The sequence below is a fragment of the Streptomyces sp. ADMS genome, from assembly GCF_033441795.1.
In the GTDB taxonomy this organism is placed as follows: Bacteria; Actinomycetota; Actinomycetes; order Streptomycetales; family Streptomycetaceae; genus Streptomyces.
Genome location: NZ_JAVFVX010000014.1, coordinates 30,448 through 52,912, shown reverse-complemented (window position 1 = coordinate 52,912; position 22,465 = coordinate 30,448). Strand labels below are relative to the sequence as shown.

23 protein-coding genes and 2 pseudogenes are annotated in these 22,465 nt (G+C 70.0%); 16 read left to right on the top strand and 9 right to left on the bottom strand.

The genetic code is table 11. The features are described from left to right. Positions 1-32: 32 nt before the first annotated feature. Positions 33-317 (top strand): hypothetical protein, encoded by a 285-nt coding sequence (locus RB628_RS09275; RefSeq protein WP_318319836.1) that lies wholly within the window; start codon positions 33-35, stop codon positions 315-317. Positions 318-340: 23 nt separating this feature from the next. Next, positions 341-610 carry an antitoxin gene (locus RB628_RS09270; protein ID WP_318319835.1) on the top strand — a complete coding sequence of 90 codons (270 nt, stop codon included), beginning with the start codon at positions 341-343 and terminating at the stop codon, positions 608-610. Between the two features lie 125 nt (positions 611-735). Here RB628_RS09270 and RB628_RS09265 read toward each other — a convergent pair whose 3' ends face one another. The 3 genes from RB628_RS09265 to miaB are packed head-to-tail and all read right to left on the bottom strand — an operon-like array spanning position 736 to position 3,324. Beyond that, positions 736-1,455, bottom strand: a complete 720-nt coding sequence (locus tag RB628_RS09265; RefSeq protein WP_318319834.1) for a class III extradiol dioxygenase subunit B-like domain-containing protein — start codon at positions 1,453-1,455, stop codon at positions 736-738. A gap of 34 nt (positions 1,456-1,489) precedes the next feature. Then, positions 1,490-1,759, bottom strand: a complete 270-nt coding sequence (locus RB628_RS09260) for a hypothetical protein (protein WP_318319833.1) — start codon at positions 1,757-1,759, stop codon at positions 1,490-1,492. Between the two features lie 35 nt (positions 1,760-1,794). Further along, positions 1,795-3,324, bottom strand: coding sequence for a tRNA (N6-isopentenyl adenosine(37)-C2)-methylthiotransferase MiaB (gene miaB / locus RB628_RS09255; RefSeq protein ID WP_318319832.1), 1,530 nt, complete (start codon positions 3,322-3,324; stop codon positions 1,795-1,797). A 358-nt stretch (positions 3,325-3,682) separates the two neighbouring features. On the opposite strand from miaB, the pseudogene RB628_RS42545 reads away from it, so the two are divergent. The 6 genes and pseudogenes from RB628_RS42545 (at position 3,683) to RB628_RS09220 (ending at position 9,130) form a co-directional block, all read left to right on the top strand. Then, positions 3,683-4,329, top strand: a pseudogene (locus RB628_RS42545) (DUF2202 domain-containing protein). Between the two features lie 641 nt (positions 4,330-4,970). Beyond that, a complete protein-coding gene (locus RB628_RS09240; RefSeq protein WP_318319830.1) occupies positions 4,971-6,356 on the top strand; it encodes an MBL fold metallo-hydrolase in 1,386 nt (461 codons plus the stop codon). 118 nt (positions 6,357-6,474) lie between these two features. Beyond that, positions 6,475-7,068 (top strand): rhodanese-like domain-containing protein, encoded by a 594-nt coding sequence (locus RB628_RS09235; RefSeq protein WP_318319829.1) that lies wholly within the window; start codon positions 6,475-6,477, stop codon positions 7,066-7,068. Next, a complete protein-coding gene (locus tag RB628_RS09230; protein ID WP_318319828.1) occupies positions 7,065-7,964 on the top strand; it encodes a sulfite exporter TauE/SafE family protein in 900 nt (299 codons plus the stop codon). The genes RB628_RS09235 and RB628_RS09230 overlap by 4 nt, the downstream gene beginning before the upstream one ends. A gap of 43 nt (positions 7,965-8,007) precedes the next feature. Then, complete coding sequence (locus RB628_RS09225; protein WP_318319827.1) at positions 8,008-8,277, top strand: metal-sensitive transcriptional regulator; 270 nt, start codon at positions 8,008-8,010, stop codon at positions 8,275-8,277. Positions 8,278-8,803: 526 nt separating this feature from the next. Continuing rightward, positions 8,804-9,130 (top strand): three-helix bundle dimerization domain-containing protein, encoded by a 327-nt coding sequence (locus RB628_RS09220; RefSeq protein ID WP_318319826.1) that lies wholly within the window; start codon positions 8,804-8,806, stop codon positions 9,128-9,130. A gap of 52 nt (positions 9,131-9,182) precedes the next feature. Here the strand turns inward: RB628_RS09220 and RB628_RS09215 are convergent, their stop codons facing one another. Further along, complete coding sequence (locus RB628_RS09215) at positions 9,183-9,308, bottom strand: hypothetical protein (protein ID WP_318319825.1); 126 nt, start codon at positions 9,306-9,308, stop codon at positions 9,183-9,185. Positions 9,309-9,811: 503 nt separating this feature from the next. Between RB628_RS09215 and RB628_RS09210 the strand changes: the two genes are divergently transcribed. Then, positions 9,812-10,216 (top strand): DUF302 domain-containing protein, encoded by a 405-nt coding sequence (locus tag RB628_RS09210; RefSeq protein WP_318319824.1) that lies wholly within the window; start codon positions 9,812-9,814, stop codon positions 10,214-10,216. Positions 10,217-10,401: 185 nt separating this feature from the next. Here the strand turns inward: RB628_RS09210 and RB628_RS09205 are convergent, their stop codons facing one another. Then, on the bottom strand, positions 10,402-10,806 hold the full coding sequence (locus RB628_RS09205) for a hypothetical protein (protein WP_318319823.1): 405 nt from the start codon (positions 10,804-10,806) through the stop codon (positions 10,402-10,404). Between the two features lie 120 nt (positions 10,807-10,926). Between RB628_RS09205 and RB628_RS09200 the strand changes: the two genes are divergently transcribed. Continuing rightward, positions 10,927-11,925 carry a TAXI family TRAP transporter solute-binding subunit gene (locus tag RB628_RS09200; protein ID WP_318319822.1) on the top strand — a complete coding sequence of 333 codons (999 nt, stop codon included), beginning with the start codon at positions 10,927-10,929 and terminating at the stop codon, positions 11,923-11,925. A gap of 22 nt (positions 11,926-11,947) precedes the next feature. Here the strand turns inward: RB628_RS09200 and RB628_RS09195 are convergent, their stop codons facing one another. Together RB628_RS09195 and RB628_RS09190 are read right to left on the bottom strand one after the other, a co-directional pair. After that, positions 11,948-13,360, bottom strand: coding sequence for a HAMP domain-containing sensor histidine kinase (locus RB628_RS09195; RefSeq protein WP_318319821.1), 1,413 nt, complete (start codon positions 13,358-13,360; stop codon positions 11,948-11,950). 9 nt (positions 13,361-13,369) lie between these two features. After that, the gene (locus tag RB628_RS09190) at positions 13,370-14,056 is read right to left on the bottom strand and encodes a response regulator transcription factor (RefSeq protein WP_318319820.1); all 687 of its coding nucleotides are present in this window, start codon (positions 14,054-14,056) and stop codon (positions 13,370-13,372) included. 276 nt (positions 14,057-14,332) lie between these two features. Between RB628_RS09190 and RB628_RS09185 the strand changes: the two genes are divergently transcribed. From RB628_RS09185 to RB628_RS09160, 6 genes and pseudogenes are all read left to right on the top strand, one after another. Further along, a complete protein-coding gene (locus RB628_RS09185) occupies positions 14,333-15,109 on the top strand; it encodes an amino acid ABC transporter ATP-binding protein (protein WP_318319819.1) in 777 nt (258 codons plus the stop codon). 90 nt (positions 15,110-15,199) lie between these two features. After that, complete coding sequence (locus RB628_RS09180) at positions 15,200-16,045, top strand: glutamate ABC transporter substrate-binding protein (protein ID WP_318319881.1); 846 nt, start codon at positions 15,200-15,202, stop codon at positions 16,043-16,045. Between the two features lie 96 nt (positions 16,046-16,141). Further along, positions 16,142-16,816 (top strand): amino acid ABC transporter permease, encoded by a 675-nt coding sequence (locus RB628_RS09175; RefSeq protein WP_318319818.1) that lies wholly within the window; start codon positions 16,142-16,144, stop codon positions 16,814-16,816. After that, entirely contained in the window at positions 16,813-17,697 is an 885-nt protein-coding gene (locus tag RB628_RS09170) for an amino acid ABC transporter permease (protein WP_318319817.1), read from the top strand. Before RB628_RS09175 ends, RB628_RS09170 begins: the two co-directional genes overlap by 4 nt. A 277-nt stretch (positions 17,698-17,974) precedes the next feature. After that, positions 17,975-19,702 (top strand): FAD-dependent monooxygenase, encoded by a 1,728-nt coding sequence (locus tag RB628_RS09165; RefSeq protein WP_318319816.1) that lies wholly within the window; start codon positions 17,975-17,977, stop codon positions 19,700-19,702. Positions 19,703-19,981: 279 nt separating this feature from the next. Continuing rightward, positions 19,982-20,204, top strand: a pseudogene (locus RB628_RS09160) (cysteine dioxygenase); the annotation flags it as partial. A 177-nt stretch (positions 20,205-20,381) separates the two neighbouring features. Here RB628_RS09160 and recX read toward each other — a convergent pair. Together recX and recA are read right to left on the bottom strand one after the other, a co-directional pair. Continuing rightward, positions 20,382-21,293 (bottom strand): recombination regulator RecX, encoded by a 912-nt coding sequence (gene recX / locus RB628_RS09155; protein WP_318319815.1) that lies wholly within the window; start codon positions 21,291-21,293, stop codon positions 20,382-20,384. 3 nt (positions 21,294-21,296) lie between these two features. Beyond that, on the bottom strand, positions 21,297-22,433 hold the full coding sequence (recA, locus tag RB628_RS09150) for a recombinase RecA (RefSeq protein ID WP_318319814.1): 1,137 nt from the start codon (positions 22,431-22,433) through the stop codon (positions 21,297-21,299). Between the last annotated feature and the right edge of the window lie 32 nt (positions 22,434-22,465).

Sequence of the window (22,465 nt, the reverse complement as noted above, 5' to 3'; positions counted from 1 at the left end):
TTTCGCCCGCACGAGTAACGTATGGAGTGGATATGGGTGTTTTTGCACGTCTTCTCGGACGGTCGAAGACCACGGAGGAGGTGTCGACTGCCGACGACCAGGCCGTCGTCGTGACGGACGAGTCGGCGGAGGAGACGGCGGCGGAGACGGAAGCGGCGAAGGGGTCGCCCGAGGCCGGCAGCGGTGCCGAGAGGGAGATCACGGCGGAGAAGGCGGAAGCCGTGGCCGTACCCGCCACCGACGGCGTCGAGATTCCCAAGCAGCAGTCCGCCGAGGAGGCCGCCGACAGCGAGGCCGGTGAGGGCGCCCGCAAGTAACTGCCCGCGAGGGAAGGTGAACCATGGGTCTGCTGGACAATCTGAAAGCAAAACTCGCCCCGGCCAAGGAGAAGGTCGCGGACTTCGCGCACCAGCACGAGAACCAGATCGAGCGGGGTCTCGACAAGGCCGCGAAGGTGGTCGACGAGAAGACCAAGGGCAAGTACAGCGACAAGATCCATACGGGCACCGGCAAGGCGAAGGGCGCCGTGGACCGACTCGCGCACAAGGACGGCGGCACCCCGGACGACACGTTCACGCCGCCACCGGACGCGCCACCACCGGCTTCCTGACCGGCACGAGCAGCACCATCACGACACATCGGCGGACGGCCGCGGAGCAGACGCTCCCGGCCGCCCGCCATGTCGCGGCAGCGGCCGCGCGGCCAGCCGTCCACGGAGGCCAGGCCCGCACCACACTAGGACCAGGCCGCGACCACGTACCCCACGCCGTACGGCGCGTCCTCGTACAGCAGAGAGCCCGCCAGGTCGGCGCCCTCCGCCGCGCCCGCGAGAACCTGCCAGGGCGCCCGGCCCGAGACTTTCAGCTCGTACGCCAGTTCAGCGTCCAGCGCCTTGAGCGCCGCCCCGTCCGCCGCGCCCAGCGCCCGGCCGATCTCCTCGTCGAAGTCCGTCGCCCGCTCGTCCAGATACCCGGGCGCCTTGAGCGTGCGGCACGCGCTGGCGTCGCCCATCACCAGCAGTGCCACCCTCTGCGCCCGCCCGCCGAGTCCCCTGCCGACCTCGCCACACCGCTCGGCGGCCAGACGTTCCCCCACACCCAGACCCTCCACGGGCGCCTCCGACCAGCCGATCCGCTCCAGCAGCCACGCGGCGACGGCGAGCGGCGGCGGCAGTTCCCGGTCCGCCGCTGCCGGTCCGGCGTCGCCGGGACCCAGGCGTACGTCGAGGTCCACCCCGAAGCCCCTGAACGAGCCCCGCGTGCCCTCCGGGTGCGGTCCGCGCCCGCTCTGCTCGGCAGGCCCGACGACGAACAGGCGGTCGGGGCGGGAGGCCGCGAGCACGCCCAGCGCGTCCAGGCAGGCGGTGCGCGCGGCATCCAGTTCGGGTGCGGCGCCCGCGGCCACGTCGGGGACGAGGAGGGGTGGACAGGGACAGACTGCGGCGGCGACAAGCATGATCGGCAGCGTAACCCCGGAGGCCGACGGCGCGTCAGTCCTCGATGAGCACGTCGGTCAGATCGATGAGCGTGAGCACGAGCACGACCAGCTTGCCGTCGCTGATCACGTACTCGATGAAGAGGTTGCGCGAGAGGGCGATCTCACGCGTCGTCTCGTCACCGCGGACAGGGTGGGAGAGCTTGTGCCGCGGGTCGGTCACCAGTATGGCCAGGCCACGCTCCAGCACATCACGCCGGTCGGCGGGCAGGCTGTCGCGTACCTGGGCGGCCTCTTCGGTGAACGCAACTCTGTACGGCAACATGTGATGCTCCCTTCCACCCGCATTGTGGCAGGACGTCAGTCGCAGCCGCAGCCGCTCCCCGTCGCCACCGGCAGCGGAGCCGGCACCCCGATCCTCGGCAGGCCCAGCATCACGCCCGCCGGCTTCGCGGCCTCCGCGGCGTTGCGCTTCTCCCAGGCGTCACCCGCGCGCGTGGGACGCACGTTCAGGGCGGGACCCTCGGCAAGGAGGTGGTGCGGGGCGGCGTACGTGATCCCGACCGTGACGACGTCACCGGGGCGCACCGCGGTGTCCGGTTTGGTGAAGTGGACCAGGCGGTTGTCGGGGCCACGGCCGGAGAGGCGGTGGGTGGCGCCGTCCTTGCGGCCCTCGCCCTCGGCCACCATCAGCTCCATGGTGCGGCCGACCTGCTTCTTGTTCTCGTCCCAGGAGATCTCCTCCTGGAGGGCGGCGAGACGCAGGTAACGCGCCTGGACGACCTCCTTGGGGATCTGGTTCTCCATCGTGGCGGCGGGAGTGCCGGGCCGCTTGGAGTACTGGAAGGTGAACGCCTGCGCGAACCGCGCCTCGCGCACCGCGTGCATCGTCTGTTCGAAGTCCTCCTCGGTCTCCCCGGGGAAGCCCACGATGATGTCGCTGGTGATCGCCGCGTGCGGGATGGCGGCCCGCACCTTCTCGATGATCCCCAGGTAGCGCTCCTGGCGGTACGAGCGGCGCATCGCCTTCAGGATCGTGTCCGAGCCGGACTGCATCGGCATGTGGAGCTGCGGCATCACGTTCGGTGTCTCGGCCATGGCGGCGATGACGTCGTCGGTGAAGTCGCGCGGGTGCGGGGAGGTGAAGCGGACGCGCTCCAGGCCGTCGATCTTCCCGCAGGCCCGCAGCAGCTTGCTGAATGCCTCACGGTCACCGATGTCGGAGCCGTACGCGTTGACGTTCTGGCCGAGCAGGGTGATCTCGGAGACGCCCTCGCCGACCAGCGCCTCGATCTCGGCGAGGATGTCGCCGGTGCGGCGGTCCTTCTCCTTGCCACGCAGGGCCGGCACGATACAGAAGGTGCAGGTGTTGTTGCAGCCGACGGAGATCGACACCCAGGCCGCGTACGCGCTCTCGCGCCGCGTCGGCAGCGTCGACGGGAACGCCTCCAGCGACTCGGCGATCTCGACCTGAGCCTCTTCCTGCACGCGCGCGCGTTCCAGCAGGACGGGCAGCTTGCCGATGTTGTGCGTACCGAAGACGACGTCCACCCAGGGCGCCCTCTTCACGATGGTGTCGCGGTCCTTCTGCGCGAGGCAGCCGCCCACGGCGATCTGCATCCCGGGGCGCTTGGTCTTCATCGGTGCGAGGCGGCCGAGGTTGCCGTACAGCCGGTTGTCGGCGTTCTCGCGTACGGCACAGGTGTTGAAGACGACGACGTCCGCGTCACCGTCCGCGCCCTCGGGCGCACGCACGTAACCGGCGTTTTCGAGCAGTCCGGACAATCGCTCGGAATCGTGGACGTTCATCTGACACCCGTAGGTGCGGATCTCATACGTGCTGGTTCTCTGAACGTCCACTGCCGGGCTCCGGTCGCTGCTGCTGGTCATGTTTCAAGAGTAGGCGGTCGCGAACGGGGTCTTGTCTCCGCCGCCGCTCCCCCTCTCCAGCTCCAACGCACCGGGGACGGCGGGACGCCCCAGCTCCCGTATCCCGGTGTCCCAGAACTCCCCGTGCACGCGTCGCAGGCGCGGACCGGAAGCTGGTGGATGAAGCCGGACGGTACGCCGCCGCCGTCGGCCACCGCCGCAGGACACCGGGGGAACTGATGGAGCGCGGCCGGGGCAGGGGCCGCCCGGCCCCTGTGCGGAGACCTTCGCCTCTGCGCCCGCCGTCCCTGCGGCCCTGGCGTTCCGCGTAGGTTCCGTCCGCCTTGGCCGAAACGGCACGCGTGCGAGGGAGGGGCCCATGTCACCCACCAGAACCACCGTTACCGAACCCGTCGCTGACGAGCCGTCACGACAGCGGCCCGTTCCGGCCACCGGCTACGGGCGGCCGGAATCGAGGGACGGCAACGGCCCCTGCTCGCCGACCGGTACGGCCGCCGGCACCGCACCCAGCGGCACCCTGAGCGCGCCCCAGAAGACCACGCTCGCCCGCGTGGCCGAGGAGGAGCAACTCGCCCCCGACCCCCGAAGCGCGTTCGCCGCCCGGTACGACGCACAGGTCGTCGACCGGATCGTCACTGCCGAGACCCGTCACCTCGATGCGGTCCGCACGCCCCTCGACCGCTACGACGCGACCGACCCCACCGCCCGCAGGCTGCCGGTGACTTCACCGACTCCACCGTCCAGGCCACGTACGACCGATTGCTGAAGCAGGGCACGGCAAGCGCGGACGTCGCACTGGAGGTCGGCCACACGTTCGAGACCGACCACATCGCCGCTCTCACGAAGGCACCCTCCGGGCTCGACGCCCCGGACGCCGAGCAGGTGTACACCGACCTGCTCACCGCCTCCCGTATGCACCGGGCCGCCTTCGACAGGTGGCTCGTCCGCTGCCCTCTGCCGGCCAGGGTCCCCACCCAGGAAGCAAATACCCCAGGGGGTATTTGACAGCACTTCGACGAGGGCCCTACCCTTAAGGTCATAGATACCCCCCAGGGTATTACCAGGAGGCTCTGAACATGGCTCGCGAAGTGGATGCGGAAGCGCTCTCCACGACTCCTGCCACCGACGGGGTCGCCGTGGACGTCCGCGAGCCGGGCGAAACCCGGCCGACCGCGCACCGGGCGCACGGCTGATGCCGCTCAGCTCACCGCCGGACCGGATCGGTGAACCGCCGGCCACGCGGGCGGCATACGAGATCCACGCCGTCGGCCACCGCAGCCCGACCGCGCCGCCGGCCCGACGAGCGGGGCCGGCATCGACGCGCACTCCGCGGCGGGCGGCACCAGCAACCGGGGCCGAACCGGCCACCCGCCGGTCACCGGACGGCACGCCACCGCCACATGCACTCGGGTACGACCGCCTCCACCCACCCGGCCACACCGCTCAAGCGCGACACCCCGCAGAAGATCGCGCACCCGGCCGCCGCGCCACCGGCACGGCATGCCCCCCGACCGCCTCTGACCGACCGGCCCGCGCATCCCCCGACCCGGGCCAGCCATCTCGCCACCCTGCACCACGGGGAAAACCTGACCATTTAAATACCCCCTCGGGTATGTGGTCTCATCAACCCGCCATGGAGGTCATCCGTGTTCTTCTCCCAGCACTACCTAGACTGCCTCTCCCAGGCGTCCTACTTGATCGCCGACGAGTCCACCGGCAAAGCCGTGGTCGTCGACCCGCGCCGCGACATCTCGGAGTACCTGGCCGACGCCGAGGCCCACGGCTTCACCATCGAGGCCGTCATCAACACCCACTTCCACGCCGACTTCCTCGCCGGCCATCTGGAGCTCGCCGACCGCACCGGCGCCTGGATCGGCTACGGGCACCGCGCCGAGACGGAGTACTCCATCCGCAAGCTCACCGACGGCGAGCGCATCAGCCTCGGCGACGTCACCCTGGAAATCCTGGAAACCCCCGGCCACACGCCGGAGTCGATCAGTGTCCTGGTGTACGAGCACGCGGCCGACACGGTCCCGTACGGAGTACTGACCGGCGACGCACTGTTCATCGGCGACGTCGGCCGCCCCGACCTGCTCGCCTCGATCGGCGTCACCGCCGACGAACTCGGCGGCATGCTCTACGACAGCATCCAGAACAAGCTCATGGCCCTGCCCGACCCCGTCCGCGTCTTCCCCGCCCACGGCGCCGGGTCCGCCTGCGGCAAGAACCTCTCCACCGAACGGCAGTCCACCATCGGGCAGCAGCGCGCCACCAACTACGCATGCGCACCCATGAGCGAGCAGGAGTTCGTCACCCTCGTCACCGCCGGACAGCCCTCCGCGCCCGGCTACTTCGTTTATGACGCCATCCTCAACCGCAGGGAACATGGCCTGTTCGACGAGGCCGTCGCCCAACAGCCGCTGTCCGCGGCAGAGTTTTCCGACCGCCGGTCCGCCGGCGCGCTGGTCCTGGACGCCCGCGACCCGCAGGAGTTCGCAATCGGCCACCTGCGCGGCTCCGTGAACGTGCCCGCCGACGGACGGTTCGCCGAACAGGCCGGCACGGTCGTCGCCCCCGACCGGGAGGTCGTGGTCATCGCACCGCAGGACCGCGAGGAGGAGATCGTCACCCGGCTCGCCCGGATCGGCTTCGACCACGTCGGCGGCTACCTCCACGAGCCCGCGGGCGCCTTCCCCGCCCTGGCCGACGAGATGCAGCAGGCAAGCCGCCTGACCGCCCACCAACTGCGCCGGGCACTCGACGGCGACCGGCCCCCGCTCGTCATCGACGTCCGCTCCACAGCCGAACGCGAGGAGGGCTTCATCGGGGGATCCGCACCCATCCCGCTCGCCGAACTCCCCCGCCGTCTCGACGAGATCCCCGCCGACCGGCCCCTCGTCGTGCACTGTGCGGGCGGCCACCGGTCGTCCATCGCCGCCAGCCTGCTCCGCCACAACGGCTTCGCCGACGTCTCCGACCTCCTGGGCGGTTACGGCGCCTGGCTGACCGAACCCGCAACGGCCAACGCCTGACACCCCTCCTGCCGGTCGGCGCCGGCCACCTCGACGGCCACACCCGCCCGGCGCCGCACACCCTCACTTCTCGAATCCCCCGTTCCGGCGGCTTCGTCCGCCCTCTGAAGGAGATCCTTTGACCGCCGACGCCACCAGCCCCCATCCCATCTCCCAACTCGACCCGGCCGCCCTGCACGAGATCACCGAAAGCGGCTCCGGTCCCCGGCTGCTGGACGTACGCACCCCCGGCGAATTCCGGACCGCCCACATACCGGGCTCCTACAACGTCCCCCTCGACACCCTCCGTGAACACCGGGCCGAACTCCTGCGCCACCTGGACGAGGACGTCGTCCTGATCTGCCGCTCCGGCGGACGCGCCGCCCAGGCCGAACAGGCCCTGGCCGAGGCCGGACTGCCGAACCTGCGTATCCTCGACGGCGGCGTCCTCGCCTGGGAGGCGGCCGGGGGCCGGCTCAACCGCGGCCCGGCCCGCTGGGACCTCGAACGCCAGGTGAGGCTGGTCGCGGGAGGCATCGTCCTGCTGTCCGGCCTCGCGGCCCTCCTCGTCCCCGGGCTGTACCTCATCGGCACGGCGGTCGGCGCGGGGCTCACCGTCGCCGCACTCACCAACACCTGCGCCATGGGCATGCTGCTGTCGAAACTGCCCTACAACCGCGGCCCCCGCCCCGACCTGCAGTCCGTCATCAGCGCGCTGAGGGCCCACTCATGATCACCGTGGTCATCGCCGCATCCCTGCTGATCGGGGTCAGCCTCGGCATCCTGGGCGGCGGCGGATCCATCCTGACCGTGCCCATCCTGGTCTACCTGGCCGGTCTGGAGGTCAAGCAGGCCATCGCCACCTCCCTGTTCGTCGTCGGTGTCACCAGCGCCGCCGCCGTCGTCCCGCACGCCCGCGCCGGACGCGTCCGCTGGCGCACCGGGCTGCTGTTCGGCGTGGCCGGCATGGCCGGAGCGTACGGGGGAGGGCGACTGGCGGAGTTCATCCCCGGCACCGTCCTGCTGATCGCCTTCGGCCTGATGATGGTCGCGACGGCGATCGCCATGATCCGCGGCCGCAAGCAGGCTCCTGCCAAGGTTCACCACGAACTGCCCGTCGGGCACGTTCTGCTGGAGGGGATCGTCGTGGGCCTGGTCACCGGGTTGGTCGGTGCGGGCGGAGGCTTCCTCGTCGTGCCCGCCCTTGCCCTGCTCGGCGGCCTCCCGATGAGCGTCGCCGTCGGCACCTCGCTTCTGGTGATCTCCATGAAGTCCTTCGCCGGGCTGGCCGGCTACCTCTCCAGCGTCCACATCGACTGGGGGCTCGCGACACTCGTCACCGCGACCGCCGTCGTCGGCGGACTCGTCGGCGGCCGTCTCGCGGGACGCATCCCGCAGGACACACTGCGCAAGGCGTTCGGCTGGTTCGTGGTCACCATGGGCGTCTTCGTCCTCGGCCAGCAGATCAGCCCCGGGATCCGCGGCACCGTGCTGACCCACCCGGTCACCTGGGCCCTAGCGGCGACCATCACGGCGCTCCTGCTCGGCCGGTACCTCCACGGCCGTTCCCGGCGGACGCCCGACCCGGCACGAATCCACCCACCAGGCCGTAGCCCCTCACACCCCTGAGGGTGCAGCCAGGGCATGCGGGCCGACTCCGAGGAGGTGTCCGGTGAACAGAGAAGAGACAGCGACGACCGAGGTCCTCAACCGTCTCCATCGCGCGCAGGGCCAGCTGGCCGGGGTCATCGCCATGATCGAGGCCGGCCGGGACCGCAGGGCCGTGGTCACCCAGTTGGCAGCGGTCTCCCGGGCCCTCGACCGGGCCGGGTTCAAGATCGTGGCCGGTGGCATGCGGCAGTGCCTCGCCGGGCAGCAGGACGGGAAAGCCCCGCCCATGACGGAAGCGGAACTGGAGAGGCTGTTCCTGGCCCTGGCCTGAACCGCGTCCCGGCAGTCGAGCCCCCTGGACGCCTACGCGGTCGGACCGCCTGGCAACCGGGCACGCTTGGGGCACCCCGCCAGCCGTACGGCGTAGGCGGCCCCGCCCTCCGGCCGCTGCAGCCGGCGATCCTCCACACGACGGCAAGGTCGGAGGCCGGACAAACCGGCCGCGGGTCCTGGTGGAGGAGGCGTGCAGCCACCACGGTCGGACGCGATGCGGACACCCTCGGCCCCGGCCCCCGGCACCCCGTCACACACCTGACCCAGGGGTCCGTCACGGTCCGGCCAGAGCCCGCGCATCCGTGGGCCGCAGCCATGGACAGAACATCCAGCGGCTCACCAGAACGCGTCGGCGGAGGAAGACGGGACTCAGCCCGGCAGTTCCCCGACCTCACCCCCGCCACACTTAATACCCCTAGGGGCATTAAGTGTGACCTGCATCAAATATCCGCCCGGGTATAAGTGACCGCGCACGCCCGGGTCACACCCGGCATTTCGCATACCCTACGGGGTATTATGAGCGTATGAGGGAAACCCCGTACGGCATCACACAGTTGGGCCTCCCGGGTCGACAGGCCACGGCCACCGAACGGGACAGGCACTGCCGTGACACCCGGCCGGCCGCGCGGCCGGCACCCGCTGCCGAGGGACGCGGCCGCGAGGATGTTCTGGGGCGACTGACCCGCGCTTTCCCGGACACCCCAGTCGCGACGCTCTTCCTCGTGACGGCAGAGGCATTCGACTTCTTCGCCTCCGCCCGGATCCGTCACTACGTGCCGGTACTGGCGTTCAAACGCGCCTCCCGGAGGCTGGCCCAAGGCCGCCCGGAGCCCGAAGCACGAGGCGGGTGAACATGAAGCCGAGCCCGAAGTGCGTCACGGCCGGGCGGCTGAAGAGCACCAGTCAGCGCCCGGTGTAGTCGGTCAGCCGGACCGGACCGTGCGTGGACTCGGCCTCGAAGCCCGGCGCCTTGTCGCCGACGAGGGAAGGCGGGGTGGGACTGGTGGTCGGCTGTTCGACGACGGCCATGGGGCACTCCCTCGAAGAGGACACTCGAATACCCCTGAGGGTATTAATGTCCATGACGGCACCCCAGGGCCGAACGGCCCTTACGCCGACCCCCTTGGCCCCTCCCGATGACGCCCCGGCCTCGGTGCACTGAATAGCAAAGCGACTCGGCGGACCGGAGGAGACGCGTCCATGGCCCACACCCCACCTGACACCGTCACCCCCACCCGTCCGCCACAACCGGATGCGCACCGGCTGGAGGCAGCCCGTGTCGAGGGGAATGCGTACGCCGTCCAGGTACGCGGCCACCGGCTGCTGGTCGACCAGCCCGAGCACGTCGGCGGGCATGAACCGGAGCGACCCGCGGCGGCCGATCCGGCAAGGCGGGCATCGCGGGCGGCTCGGGGGAAGGCCAACGGCGGGCGCCCCGCTCCAGGTCTCCCGAGCACCACGGCCCCAGGCATCCGCCGCCAGCCAGGGGCGACGCCATCGCCCTGAACGATACGAACAGGAAGGCCGACTCCATGCGTTACGACCGCACCGTGCACCTCGACACCGACTTCGCCACCACTGTGGAAAGGGTCCGGGAGGCCCTGGCCCAGCAGGGCTTCGGCATCCTCACCGAGATCGACGTCACCGCCACCCTCAAGGCCAAGCTCGACCAGGACATGGAGGACTACGTCATCCTCGGCGCCTGCAACCCACCCCTGGCCCATCGCGCACTGGAGACCGACCGCACCATCGGTCTGCTGCTGCCCTGCAACGTCGTCGTCCGCCGCGACGGCGACCGCACCGTCGTACAGGCCCTCGACCCCGGCACGATGGTCACCCTCACCGAACTGGACGCCCTGCGCCCGGTCGCCGAAGAGGCCACCCGCCGCCTCGACGCCGCCCTCGCCTCTCTCACCGCACCCGGCACGGGCGTCTGACAGCCCTCCCCGAGGAAGGCAGCAGGCGACTCGGAAAACACCGGGCCAGGGGCGCTTCCGAGGGTTTGAGAGCGTCACCACCCGTAGGTGCGCACTGCGTATGTCCTGACGTCCCCGGCCTGGATCCGGTCGCTGCTGCTCATGCGACAAGGGCAGGCGGGGTGCGTGGAGCAGGGCCGTACGGGTTACCGCTCGCCCGCGTTCCAGCCCTGGCTGCGCAGAACGGCCCCGACGTCCGGGGCCCGGTAGTGGCCGCCCTTGAGCACCTTGCCGTCGGCTCTGCGGGCGACCAGGCCGTCGGGGCCCAGCTTCGTCATATCGGCCCGGTGAATCTCCGCGATCACCGCGTCGAGGTCGATCCCGTGCACCAGGGCCGTGCCGTACACGACGTCGGCCGGCTCGTGTGCCAGCCAATCCAGCGGGACCGCGACCGCGACCTCGGCGACCTCCTCCGCGAGCAGCTCGCCCCGGTGCGCCGCGAGCTTCGGGGAGACCTCGGCAGGCGTGCTGCGGGTGTCGGGGCCGAAGGCCAGGTGGAATTCCCGGACGAGGTCGGCGGGCAAGGCGGAAGAGGCGACAGCGGAGCACATGCGGTGACTCCAGCGATCTCGCGGCGGCTCTCCGGAAGTCGGTCCGATCGCCGTACGGCAGACGCCCGCCCTTTCGCCTCCCCTGGCCAGCACCGGGGCCGTACTGGCAGGATCGCGCGCATGTTCAAGGTGCTCCCCCGGTTCCGCAGGCGACGGGCCCTCATGGGCTCGGCCGCCGGTTTGGTGGTCTTCGGGCTGCTGCTGTGGTGGCTGCTGCCGCTGGACGATGAGCCTCCGGACGGGACGATCACGTTCAGCACCGGGACACCGGCCGGCGTCTACCACCAGTACGGTTCGCGGCTCAGTAACGCCTTCGCCAGGGACATGCCCAACCTCAACGTACGGCTGCTGACGAGCCAGGGATCGCAGGAGAACGTCGAGCGGCTGGCCACGGGCGACGCGGACTTCACCATCGCGGCGGCCGACGCGGTGGAGACGTACAAACTGAGGAAGCTGCCGGGGGCCGACGCGCTGCGCGGGGTCGCGCGCCTCTACGACGACTATGTGCAGCTCGTCGTGGCACGCGACTCCAAGATCTCGACCGTGGAGGACCTGCGGGGGAAACGGGTGGCCATAGGGCTGGACAACTCAGGCGTGCGACTGATCGCGAACAGGGTGCTGGCCGCCGCCGGTCTCGACCCGGCGAAGGACATCAAGGCCTTCACCGACGGCATCGACACCGGGCCCGGGCGGCTCAAACGGGACCAGATCGACGCCTTCTTCTGGTCCGGCGGACTGCCCACGAACGGTCTGGTGGAGCTGGCGAAGGACTTCCCCTTCCGTTTCGTCCCGCTCGACGCGGCCCTGCTCACCAAGCTGCACGAACAGGGCGGAGCCTCCCGCTACTACCGGGCCACCAACATGCCCGAGTCGGCCTACCCGTCCGTCCAGGACGGCTCGACCGTGGCGACGCTCGCGGTGTCCAACCTGCTCATGACACGCGAGGACATGGACCCGAAGCTCACCGAGTGGCTGACCCGTTCGGTGATCAACAGCCGGGACGTCATCGGCGCCCACGTCCACTCGGCGCAGCTCGTGGACCTGCGGACCGCCATCTACACCGACCCGCTGGCCCTGCACGACGGCGCGCGGCGCTACTACCGCTCGGTCAAGCCGTAGAGCCTGACGCCGTGCGGGTCCGTCACGACGCCGGGCCCGTCCTCGGCAGCCGCACCGTCACCTTCAGGCCGTGCGGCTCGTGATGGTCGTACGAGATCGAGCCGCCGCCCGCCGCCAGCAGGACCCGGGAGATGGAGAGGCCGAGTCCCGAGCCCTTGACGTTCTGGTGCCGGCCGCTGCGCCAGAAGCGGTCGCCGATACGGACGAGTTCCTCGTCGGTGAGGCCCGGGCCGCCGTCGGTGACCACGATCGTGGACGTCCCGCCGTTCGACGCGACCGACACCTGCACACGCTCGTCCCCCGGCGTGAACTTCACCGCGTTGTCGATCACCGCGTCCAAGGCGCTGGACAGTGTGACCGGGTCGGCCCACGCTGTGGTGGCCGGGCAGTCGCCGACCAGGCGGACGCCCTTGGCCTCGGCGAGCGGGGTCCAGGCCGCGACGCGCTCGGCCGTCAGCGCGCCGATGTCGGTGAGTGCGAGATCCACCTCTGCATGCTCGGCCAGCGCCAGGTCGAGGAGGTTGTCCAGTACCTCGGCCAGACGCTTTCCCTCGGTGCGGACCGAGGCGACCTCCTCGTTTCCCTCCGGCAGTTCGAGGGCGAGCAGTTCGATACGCAGCAGCAGCGCCGAGAGAGGGTTGCGCAGCTGGTGCGAGGCGTCGGCGACGAAGGCACGCTGCTGCTCCAGCACCTCCTCGACGTTGTCCGCCATCTCGTTGAACGACCGGGCCAGCCGTCTGAGTTCCGGCGGCCCGCCGGCCACCGCGACCCGGGACTTCAGGCTGCCGGTCGCGATGCGGTGCGTGGTGGCGTCGAGGACGCGTACGGGCTTGAGTACCCAGCCGGTGAGGCGCAGCGCGGCGCCCACGGCGAGCAGCATCGCGGCGATCTCGCCGGCGCCGATGACGAGCCAGCCGTGCAGCGTCCGTGAACGCATCTGTCCGGTGGGCGAGTCGGTGACCACGACGGCCACGACGTCGCCGTCCCGGATGACCGGCGACGCGACGACGAGCCGGTGCCGCTGCCAGGGCCAGACCTGCTGCGGATCGTGGCTGCGGCGGGAGAGGAGCGCCTCGGCGAACGCGTCACGCACCTCGCCCGTTTCCGGCAGGTACCAGTCGGCCGGAGCATTGGCCATGGGAACGTCATTGCGGTAGAAGACACCAGCACGGATGTCGTAGACGTCGTAGTAGCTCTCCAGTTCCCGTTGGAGGGTTTCACCGCGCTCGTCGGTGACCGCGTCCTTGACACGGGACCCGGTGGGCCGGTCGGTGACGAACTGAGCTAGCGCCGCGAAGCGCGCGGTGTCGTCGATCCGGTCGACGACGACCGTCTGCTGTTGAGCCGCGGCCACGCTGATGGCGAGAGGGATGCCGAGCGCGAGCAGGACGGCCGCCATCAGGACGATGAGCAGCGGGAGGAGACGTGTGCGCACCCGTCCCCGCTACTGCGTCGGAGCGACGAGCCGGTAGCCCACGCCGCGGACGGTCTCGACCAGCGCCGGCATGCGCAACTTCGCGCGCAGGGAGGCGACATGCACCTCCAGGGTGCGGCCGGTCCCCTCCCAGCTGGTGCGCCAGACCTCACTGATGATCTGTTCGCGGCGGAACACCACTCCGGGACGCTGCGCGAGGAGGGCGAGCAGATCGAACTCCTTACGGGTCAGTTGGACCACCGAACCGTCCACGATGACCTGCCGGGTGGACAGTTCGATCCGCAGGGAGCCCAGGAGCAGCTCGTTCTCACCGGCCTCGGCGGCGTCCTCGTGGACGCTGCGCCGGCTGACGGCGTGGATCCGGGCGAGCAGCTCCCCGGTGTCGTACGGCTTCACGACGTAGTCGTCGGCACCGAGGTTGAGGCCGTGGATGCGGGAGCGGACGTCGGAACGCGCGGTGACCATGATCACGGGGGTACTGGTGCGCTTGCGGATCTTGCCGCACACCTCGTAGCCGTCCTGGTCGGGCAGACCCAGGTCGAGCAGCACCACGCCGAAGCCGTTGCCTTCCGGGACGAGCGCCTGGAGTGCCTCCTCGCCGCTGCGGGCGTGCGTGACGTCGAAACCGTGCCGTGCCAGCACCGCGGAGAGCGCGGCGGCGACATGGTTGTCGTCCTCGACGAGGAGCAGTCGCATCGCGGCCTCCTTCGGTTCATCGGCCGTACCACTTCGACTGGCGCACCACACGCGGCGCACCAGCGGAGTACACCATGTGGACACACACGCGCGCGTGCACGTTCCGGTTGCGGACCGCTTCCGTTATCCACCCGGTACGCCTCTTTCGGAGGACGCTACAAAGCGTGTTGACCTGACATCAGATCGTTATCCTCAATTCTCCCTCAGATGTAATGACGCTGGTCTCACGGGGTCACTACTGTCCTCCGAAACCGAGGCGGACGGAGCCAGTAAGCGATGACCGAAGTATCGGTGACCAAGGACGACGTGCCCGCGACCGGCGATCTGGTCGTCCTGAAGAGCGTCAACAAGCACTTCGGCGCGTTGCACGTTCTCCAGGACATCGACCTGACTATCGCCCGCGGCGAGGTGGTCGTGGTCATCGGACCCTCCGGGTCCGGTAAGTCCACCCTGTGCCGTGCTATCAACCGTCTGGAGACCATCGACTCGGGAGACATCTCGATCGACGGCAAGCCGCTGCCCCAGGAGGGCAAGGCGCTGGCCCGGCTGCGGGCCGACGTCGGCATGGTGTTCCAGTCCTTCAACCTGTTCGCGCACAAGACCGTGCTCGAAAACGTGATGCTGGGCCAGATCAAGGTCCGCAAGGCCGACAAAAAGGCGGCCGAGGAGAAGGCCCGCGCCCTGCTCGACCGGGTGGGCGTGGCCACGCAGGCGGACAAGTACCCCGCGCAGCTGTCCGGCGGCCAGCAGCAGCGGGTCGCCATCGCACGAGCCCTGGCCATGGACCCCAAGGTCATGCTCTTCGACGAGCCCACGTCGGCTCTCGACCCGGAGATGATCAACGAGGTCCTGGAGGTCATGCAGCAGCTCGCCCGCGAGGGCATGACCATGATCGTCGTCACCCACGAGATGGGGTTCGCCCGTTCGGCCGCGAACCGAGTGGTGTTCATGGCGGACGGCCGCATCGTCGAAGAGGCTGTCCCGGACCAGTTCTTCAGCAACCCGCGCAGCGACCGCGCCAAGGACTTCCTGTCGAAGATCCTGCACCACTGACGAATGCGCACCGACGACGCGCCCGAATCAGTGACGGCCTGTGTCACCCGCAACGACGGCATTCTCCTCACCACGCAAAGGATGTTCACCATGAAGCTTCGCAAGATCTCCGCCGCGGCGGCCACCGCACTCGTCCTCGCCCTGACCGCGACCGCATGTGGCGACGACAGCGACAGCAGCGACACCGGCTCGGGTTCCGGCGGCGGCGACAAGATCAAGATCGGCATCAAGTTCGACCAGCCCGGTCTCGGCCTGAAGGAGCCCGACGGGTCCTTCTCCGGCTTCGACGTCGACGTGGCCACGTACGTGGCCAAGGAACTCGGTTACGAGCCCGACCAGATCGAGTTCGTCGAGACCAAGAGCGCCGACCGCGAGAACGCGCTCGCCCGCGGCGACGTGAAGTTCATCGCGGCCACCTACTCGATCAACGACGAGCGCGCCGAGAAGGTCGACTTCGCCGGCCCGTACCTGCTGGCCCACCAGGACCTGCTGGTCAAGGCCGACTCGGACATCACCGAGAGCACCGACCTCAACGGCAAGAACCTGTGCTCGGTGACCGGCTCCACCTCGGCGCAGAACGTCAAGAACGACTTCGCCCCGGAGGCCAACCTCAAGGAGAACAGCGGCTACTCGGAGTGCATCGCCGCTCTGCAGAGCGGCGCCGTGGACGCTCTGACCACGGACGACTCGATCCTCGCCGGTTTCGCCGCGCAGGAGCAGTACAAGGGCCAGTTCAAGCTCGCCGGCCTCAAGCTGAGCAACGAGAACTACGGCATCGGCGTGAAGAAGGGCGACACCGAGACCGTCAACAAGATCAACGACGCCCTCGAGAAGATGGTCAGCGACAAGGCCTGGGACCAGGCGGTCCAGGACAACTTCGGTCCGGCCAACTACAAGAACGAGCCCGCGCCGAAGATCGGCGACATCGTCAAGTAGCACGAGGGTTCACCGGCGTGCCGTCGCCGACTGCGGTCAAGGCGGCGGCACGCCGCGCTGTCCACGTACGCCACACACCCGGAAGCGCGGGGAATCGTGTTCGACTTTCTTTCAGACTATGACGACCCGAGCCTGCTGGGCGCCTTCTGGACGACGGTACAACTCACCGTCTTCTCCGGCGTCGGCTCTCTGGTCTGGGGCACCCTCCTGGCCGCGATGCGGGTCAGCCCGGTGCCGCTCATGCGCGGGTTCGGCACGGCCTACGTCAATATCGTCCGGAACATCCCCCTGACCGTCATCATCGTCTTCACCTCGCTCGGCCTCGCCGACATCTTCGGCGTGACGATGGGCGCGTCCGACTTCCAAGTCCAGGGCTTCCGCCTGGCGATACTAGGCCTCGTCGCCTACACCGCGGCGTTCGTCTGCGAGGCGATCCGCTCCGGCGTCAACACGGTGCCGCTCGGACAGGCCGAGGCGGCCCGTGCCATCGGACTGAGCTTCAACCAGACCCTGCGGCTGATCGTACTGCCGCAGGCCTTCCGTTCGGTGATCGGCCCGCTGGCCAACGTACTGATCGCCCTGACCAAGAACACGACCGTGGCAGCCGCGATCGGCGTGGCCGAGGCCGCCCTCCTGATGAAGGAAATGATCGAGAACGAGGCCCAGACGCTGCTCATCGGTGCCGTCTTCGCATTCGGGTTCGTGGTACTGACCCTCCCCACCGGCCTCCTCCTCGGCTGGCTGAGCAAGCGACTGGCGGTGAAGCGATGAGTTCCGTTCTCTACGACACTCCGGGGCCCCGCGCCAAGCGGCGCAACGTGCTCCTCTCGGTGGTCTTCGTCGTCCTGCTCGCCCTGCTCCTGTGGTGGATCTGGCAGACCATGGACGACAAGGGCCAGCTGAGGTGGGCCCTGTGGAAGCCGTTCACCGAGTCCCAGGCCTGGACGACCTATCTGCTGCCGGGCCTCGTCAACACACTGAAGGCCGCGGCACTGGCCATGGTGATCGCCCTTCCGCTGGGCGCGTTCTTCGGTATCTCGCGCCTCTCCGACCACCGGTGGGTGAGGGGTCCGGCAGGCGCCGTGGTCGAGCTCTTCCGAGCGATCCCGGTCCTGCTGCTGATGCTGTTCGCCAACGAGTTCTACGACCGCTACACGAACGTCAGCAGCGAACAGCGGCCGCTCTACGCCGTCGTCACAGGCCTGGTCCTCTACAACGCGTCCGTCCTCGCCGAGATCGTACGGGCCGGCATCCTTTCCCTGCCCAAGGGCCAGTCTGAGGCCGCGATGGCGGTCGGGCTGCGCAAGGGGCAGACGATGACCAACGTCCTGCTGCCGCAGGCCGTCACCGCGATGCTGCCGGCCATCATCAGCCAGCTCGTGGTCATCGTGAAGGACACCGCGCTGGGCGGCGTGATGATCGGGTTCACCGAGTTGCTCAACACGCGCGGCACACTCGCGGCCAACTACGCCAACGTCGTTCAGAGCTTCGTCGTGGTGGCGGTCATCTTCATCGCGCTCAACTTCCTCATCACCAGCTTCGCGAGCTGGCTGGAGGCCAGACTGCGACGCGGCAAGAAGTCGACCGGTGTGGTGCTCGGAGCGGCGACCGTGGCCGGCACGGAGGCGACCGGCGCGGGCGGCACCATCTGACGGACGCTCAACTCGATGACCCGCCCGGACGCAGCGGCGTGACCGGCACGGAGGCAGTGGCGCGTTCGCCACTGCCTCCGTCGTCTGCCACCGGCACCGGGTGCACATGCCGTACCAGGGGAAACGTCGAACGGGTCGGGGCAGGCGCCTGTGGTGCGTCCAGCTTGACCGGGTGGCGCGGAGTCTGTTGCATACGTTCTGTGATCGTGCACCCCGCTCCAACTTCCTGTTCACTTGTGTCGATGAAGACGTCGCTCTGGGCAGGGGGCGCCGCGCCATGGACCCGGTGATCATCGTCGGAGCGGGGCCGGTCGGACTCACGCTGGCGCTTGCGCTGGCGCGTCAGGAGGTCCCTTCGGTCCTTTTCGACGAGGGGCCGGGCAAGGACGACCAGCGCCCCGCGCGTACCGTCGTGCTGCGCGAGGACACCGCCGCGCTGCTGGAGCGGCTGACCGGTGTGCCGATCACCGAGGCCGGTTTCCACTGGGCCGGATGGCGGTCGATGCGGCGCAGGCAGGTGATGCGCCAGATCTCCTTCGGCGCCGAGGAACCCGGCGAGCCTGCCGACGCGCCCCCCTTGGGGCTCGGACCGGCGCCCCTCACGGAATCCGCCATCCCCTTGCACGTCGCCCAGCACGTACTGACCGGTGCCCTGCGGAGCGCCATCGCGCGTGAGCGGCTCGTCAAGGTCGCCGTCAACAGCCGTCTCGACTCCGTGGAGCAGGAGCCCTCCGGCGTCACGGCACACACCCGTGGCCCCGGCGGCACGTGGTGGCGCGGCAGTTACCTGGTCGGCTGCGACGGCCCGCGCTCCACGGTGCGCAAACTCCAGGACATCCGCTTCCCCGGACGTACGGCCGTGGAACGACACGCCGTGGCGGCGCTGCGTACGGAACTTCCGTGGCCCGGTGAGGCGTTGTTGCACCGGATGCCGCCGTGGCGGACATCCGGACCGTCCGCCGGGGAGATCACCGCCCGCCCGCTGCCCGACGGCGTGTGGCGCCTGGACTGGCTGCTGCCGCCCGGCAAGGACCTGGTCACGCCCGAACTTCTCGTGACCCGCGTCCGGGAGACCCTCGCGGGCTGGAGCGGAGGCACCACGCCGCCGTACGACCTGCTCGACACAGGCGTCCACATCGTCCACCACCGGCTCGCCCGACGCTGGCGGGCCGGCCGGGTCTTCCTCGCCGGGGACGCCGCCCACCTGCTCGGCGCGCTCGGCACGCAGGGGCTGGACGAGGGGCTTCGGGATGCCGACAACCTCGCCTGGAAGCTGGGCCTGGCCTGGCACCACGGGCCACACGAGGCGCTGCTGGACAGCTACCAGACCGAGCGGCGCGCGGCCGTCTCCGCCCGGCTGCGCGCCGCCGACCAGGCACTGCCGTTGCTGCGCGGCGGCGGAGGGCTGCGGTCGTACGTCCCGGTGTCGGCCCGCGGGCACGACGCGCTGCTCACGGACGGTCACTTGGGGCGCGGAGTCCTGGGCGGGCCGGGGGCGTACGACCGTTCGCCGCTGGCGCCTCAGCACATCGAGGCGGAGATCTCGGTGGACACCCCGCCCGGCGCACAGGTGACGGACGTCCGCGTCACCGCGGAGGACGGCTCCTTCGTCCGGCTGCGGGAGCGGCTGGGCCGCGGTGCGCTGCTGGTGGTGCTGATCGCGCCGGGGACGGGGGTGTGGGAACGCAAGCACTGGGTGAGCGCCGGGATCATGCCCAGGCTGGCGGCCGCGGTGGCGGCGCTGCCGCACCCCGCGGAGCTGCTGGTCACCGAGAGCTATCCGGGCGCGGCCGCCCACACCGTGCTTCTGGTACGCCCGGACGGGCATCTGGTCACGGCGCTGAGCGGCGTGCGCCCGGCCGACCTGTACGCGGCGGCCGAGGCGACACTGGGCGGGCGCGTGCAGGACAGCACGGACAACGCGACGGACAAGGCAGGCGAGACCGGCAAGGCGAGCGAGTCGAACACCTCGACGAACACCGAGGCGGCGGCAGGCACGCGCTGACGCCTCCTCCTGGCCCCGCCCTCTTGTCGTCCGCTCCTCGGCCGTCCGCCCCTCGCATCACCACGCGCCCACATGGTGACAACCAGTTGACCGCTCCGCACCCCCATGCTCTAGCCCGGAGCGTGACCGACGCCGACACCTATGTGCGCCTGTGGCGGACCTCGTCCGCTATGCGGGCTGCCTATGTCGCCCGTCCCGCTGAATTCGCATCCCGATCTCCGCGCCGCCGCTCTCCCGCGCAGTCGCGCGCTCCCGCGAACGTTCACCAGGACGGTACCCGTGTCCGTGTCACCCTCAGTATCCCCACCCGCCCGGCTCTCCGGGGCTCCCGAGACCCCGGCGCAGGCGGACCTCCTCGATTTCGTACGACGTACGGCCGCCGACGCCGAGCTGATCGCCTCCCTGCCGCTCGACCCCGAGGGCCGCACCTGGGGTACGCCTGGAGGGACCCGGCGGCAGCGAGGCCTGGCTGCCGACCTGGCCGGAGGGTTCCAGGCGTGGCGGGCGGCCAGGCTTCCGGGGAGGCGCCGGCCGCGCTGAACACCCGAAACAGTCGTGCCGTTCACCCGGCCCTGAACGCGGTCGGCGCCCCCGCGCGTCTACCGTGTTCAGGGCCGGACGCAGACCTCCCGAGCACACAACCGCCTCTCGGAACGGCCAAACCTCGGCACAGCAGGGTTCAGTACCCGTCGTCCGCGAGGAACTCGGTGTCCTCGCCCTCCTCCTCCAGCGCCTGCCGGACCACCCTCAGGGCCATGCCCTGGGGGTAGCCCTTGCGGGCGAGCATGCCCGCCAGGCGCCGCAGCCTCTTGTCGCGGTCGAGGCCGCGTGTCGCACGCAGCTTGCGGGCGACGAGCGCACGCGCGGTCGTCTCCTCCTGCTCGGAGTCGAGCTGTCCGACAGCCTCGTCGATGAGCGTCGAGTCCACGCCCTTGGTACGCAGTTCCTGTACGAGCGCCCGCCGGGCCAGTCCCCGGCCGTGGTGGCGGGACTCGACCCAGGCGTCCGCGAACGCGCCGTCGTTGATCAGTCCGACCTCCTCGAACCGGGACAGCACCTCCTCGGCCACCTCGTCCGGGATCTCGCGCCTGCGCAGGGCGTCCGCGAGCTGCTTCCTCGTACGCGGGGTCCCGGTGAGCAGGCGCAGACAGATCGCCCGCGCCCGCTCAGCCGGGCCCGCCGGGGGTTCCGTCGCCTCGGCCCTCGACGAGGAAACGGAACCTCCGTCCTGTGGGTCGCCGCCCGGCTCGCCGAAGCCGCGCTGCCGGCGACGACCACGCGAGCCCGTACCGCGTGAGCCGCCCTCCTCGTGCCGGCCGCCGTCACCACCGCGCCGCCTGCCTCCCGGAGAACCGTCACTCCGGTATCCGCCGCTCCCCGGCGAACCATCACCGCGACGCGTTCCGACGGCAGAGCCTCCGTCACCCTCGTACATCCCGTCGCCCTCGTGGGCCCCGTGGCCACCCCCGTATGGCCCGGGATCCCCATAGGCGCTGTCCCCGTACCCGCCAAAGCCCTCGCGGCCCCCGCCACCCCGGTCTTCCGAGGCACCAGGGTAGGCGTACTCGGCCCAGTCGGTTCGTCGTGTCACGGGCTAGCTCTTGGCCGCCGTGGCCTTGGCCTTGGTGGTCTTGGCCGCGGGAGCCGGAACCGTCTTCGCGGCCTCGTGCCCGGTGGTGCCCGTGGCCGCCGATACCGCCGCGTCCGCACCCGGCTCGGCCGTCGGCTCCTGAGGCCGTACGCCGACGCCCAGCTTCTCAAGGATCTTCTTCTCGATCTCGTTGGCGAGGTCGGGGTTGTCCTTCAGGAAGTTGCGCGCGTTCTCCTTGCCCTGGCCGAGCTGGTCACCCTCGTACGTGTACCAGGCACCGGCCTTGCGGACGAAGCCGTGCTCCACGCCCATGTCGATCAGACCGCCCTCGCGGCTGATGCCGTGCCCGTAGAGGATGTCGAACTCCGCCTGCTTGAAGGGCGGCGCGACCTTGTTCTTGACGACCTTGACGCGGGTGCGGTTGCCGACCGCGTCGGTGCCGTCCTTCAGCGTCTCGATGCGCCGGATGTCGAGCCGCACCGAGGCGTAGAACTTCAGCGCCCGGCCACCGGTCGTGGTCTCCGGGGAGCCGAACATCACGCCGATCTTCTCGCGGAGCTGGTTGATGAAGATCGCGGTGGTCCCGGACTGGCTCAGCGCACCGGTGATCTTGCGGAGTGCCTGGCTCATGAGGCGAGCCTGCAGACCCACGTGCGAGTCACCCATCTCACCCTCGATCTCCGCGCGCGGGACGAGCGCGGCGACGGAGTCGATGACGATGAGGTCGAGGGCACCGGAGCGGACCAGCATGTCCACGATCTCCAGGGCCTGCTCACCGTTGTCCGGCTGCGACAGGATCAGGTTGTCGATGTCGACGCCGAGCTTCTTCGCGTACTCGGGGTCGAGGGCGTGCTCCGCGTCCACGAAGGCGACCTGTCCGCCGGCCTTCTGCGCGTTCGCCACCGCGTGCAGGGTCAGGGTCGTCTTGCCGGAGGACTCCGGGCCGTACACCTCCACCACTCGGCCGCGCGGCAGACCGCCGACACCGAGGGCGACGTCGAGTGCGGTCGACCCGGTGGGGATGACCTCGATGGGCTCATTCGGCCGCTCGCCCAGGCGCATCACTGCGCCCTTGCCGAACTGCCGTTCAATCTGTGCGAGCGCGGCGTCGAGCGCCTTCTCGCGGTCGGTTCCTGCCATGGGTTCCACCCGGTTTGCTTGAGTCGATCGCT

What these genes read in the sequence shown, in the direction of transcription:
- RB628_RS09275 (WP_318319836.1), top strand. Translation starts at nt 33, where the DNA reads ATGGGTGTTTTTGCACGTCTTCTCGGACGGTCGAAGACCACGGAGGAG.
- RB628_RS09270 (WP_318319835.1), top strand. Translation starts at nt 341, where the DNA reads ATGGGTCTGCTGGACAATCTGAAAGCAAAACTCGCCCCGGCCAAGGAG.
- RB628_RS09265 (WP_318319834.1), bottom strand. Translation starts at nt 1,455, where the DNA reads ATGCTTGTCGCCGCCGCAGTCTGTCCCTGTCCACCCCTCCTCGTCCCC.
- RB628_RS09260 (WP_318319833.1), bottom strand. Translation starts at nt 1,759, where the DNA reads ATGTTGCCGTACAGAGTTGCGTTCACCGAAGAGGCCGCCCAGGTACGC.
- miaB (WP_318319832.1), bottom strand. Translation starts at nt 3,324, where the DNA reads ATGACCAGCAGCAGCGACCGGAGCCCGGCAGTGGACGTTCAGAGAACC.
- RB628_RS09230 (WP_318319828.1), top strand. Translation starts at nt 7,065, where the DNA reads ATGATCACCGTGGTCATCGCCGCATCCCTGCTGATCGGGGTCAGCCTC.
- RB628_RS09220 (WP_318319826.1), top strand. Translation starts at nt 8,804, where the DNA reads ATGAGGGAAACCCCGTACGGCATCACACAGTTGGGCCTCCCGGGTCGA.
- RB628_RS09215 (WP_318319825.1), bottom strand. Translation starts at nt 9,308, where the DNA reads ATGGCCGTCGTCGAACAGCCGACCACCAGTCCCACCCCGCCTTCCCTC.
- RB628_RS09210 (WP_318319824.1), top strand. Translation starts at nt 9,812, where the DNA reads ATGCGTTACGACCGCACCGTGCACCTCGACACCGACTTCGCCACCACT.
- RB628_RS09205 (WP_318319823.1), bottom strand. Translation starts at nt 10,806, where the DNA reads ATGTGCTCCGCTGTCGCCTCTTCCGCCTTGCCCGCCGACCTCGTCCGG.
- RB628_RS09200 (WP_318319822.1), top strand. Translation starts at nt 10,927, where the DNA reads ATGTTCAAGGTGCTCCCCCGGTTCCGCAGGCGACGGGCCCTCATGGGC.
- RB628_RS09190 (WP_318319820.1), bottom strand. Translation starts at nt 14,056, where the DNA reads ATGCGACTGCTCCTCGTCGAGGACGACAACCATGTCGCCGCCGCGCTC.
- RB628_RS09185 (WP_318319819.1), top strand. Translation starts at nt 14,333, where the DNA reads ATGACCGAAGTATCGGTGACCAAGGACGACGTGCCCGCGACCGGCGAT.
- RB628_RS09180 (WP_318319881.1), top strand. Translation starts at nt 15,200, where the DNA reads ATGAAGCTTCGCAAGATCTCCGCCGCGGCGGCCACCGCACTCGTCCTC.
- RB628_RS09170 (WP_318319817.1), top strand. Translation starts at nt 16,813, where the DNA reads ATGAGTTCCGTTCTCTACGACACTCCGGGGCCCCGCGCCAAGCGGCGC.
- RB628_RS09165 (WP_318319816.1), top strand. Translation starts at nt 17,975, where the DNA reads ATGGACCCGGTGATCATCGTCGGAGCGGGGCCGGTCGGACTCACGCTG.
- recA (WP_318319814.1), bottom strand. Translation starts at nt 22,433, where the DNA reads ATGGCAGGAACCGACCGCGAGAAGGCGCTCGACGCCGCGCTCGCACAG.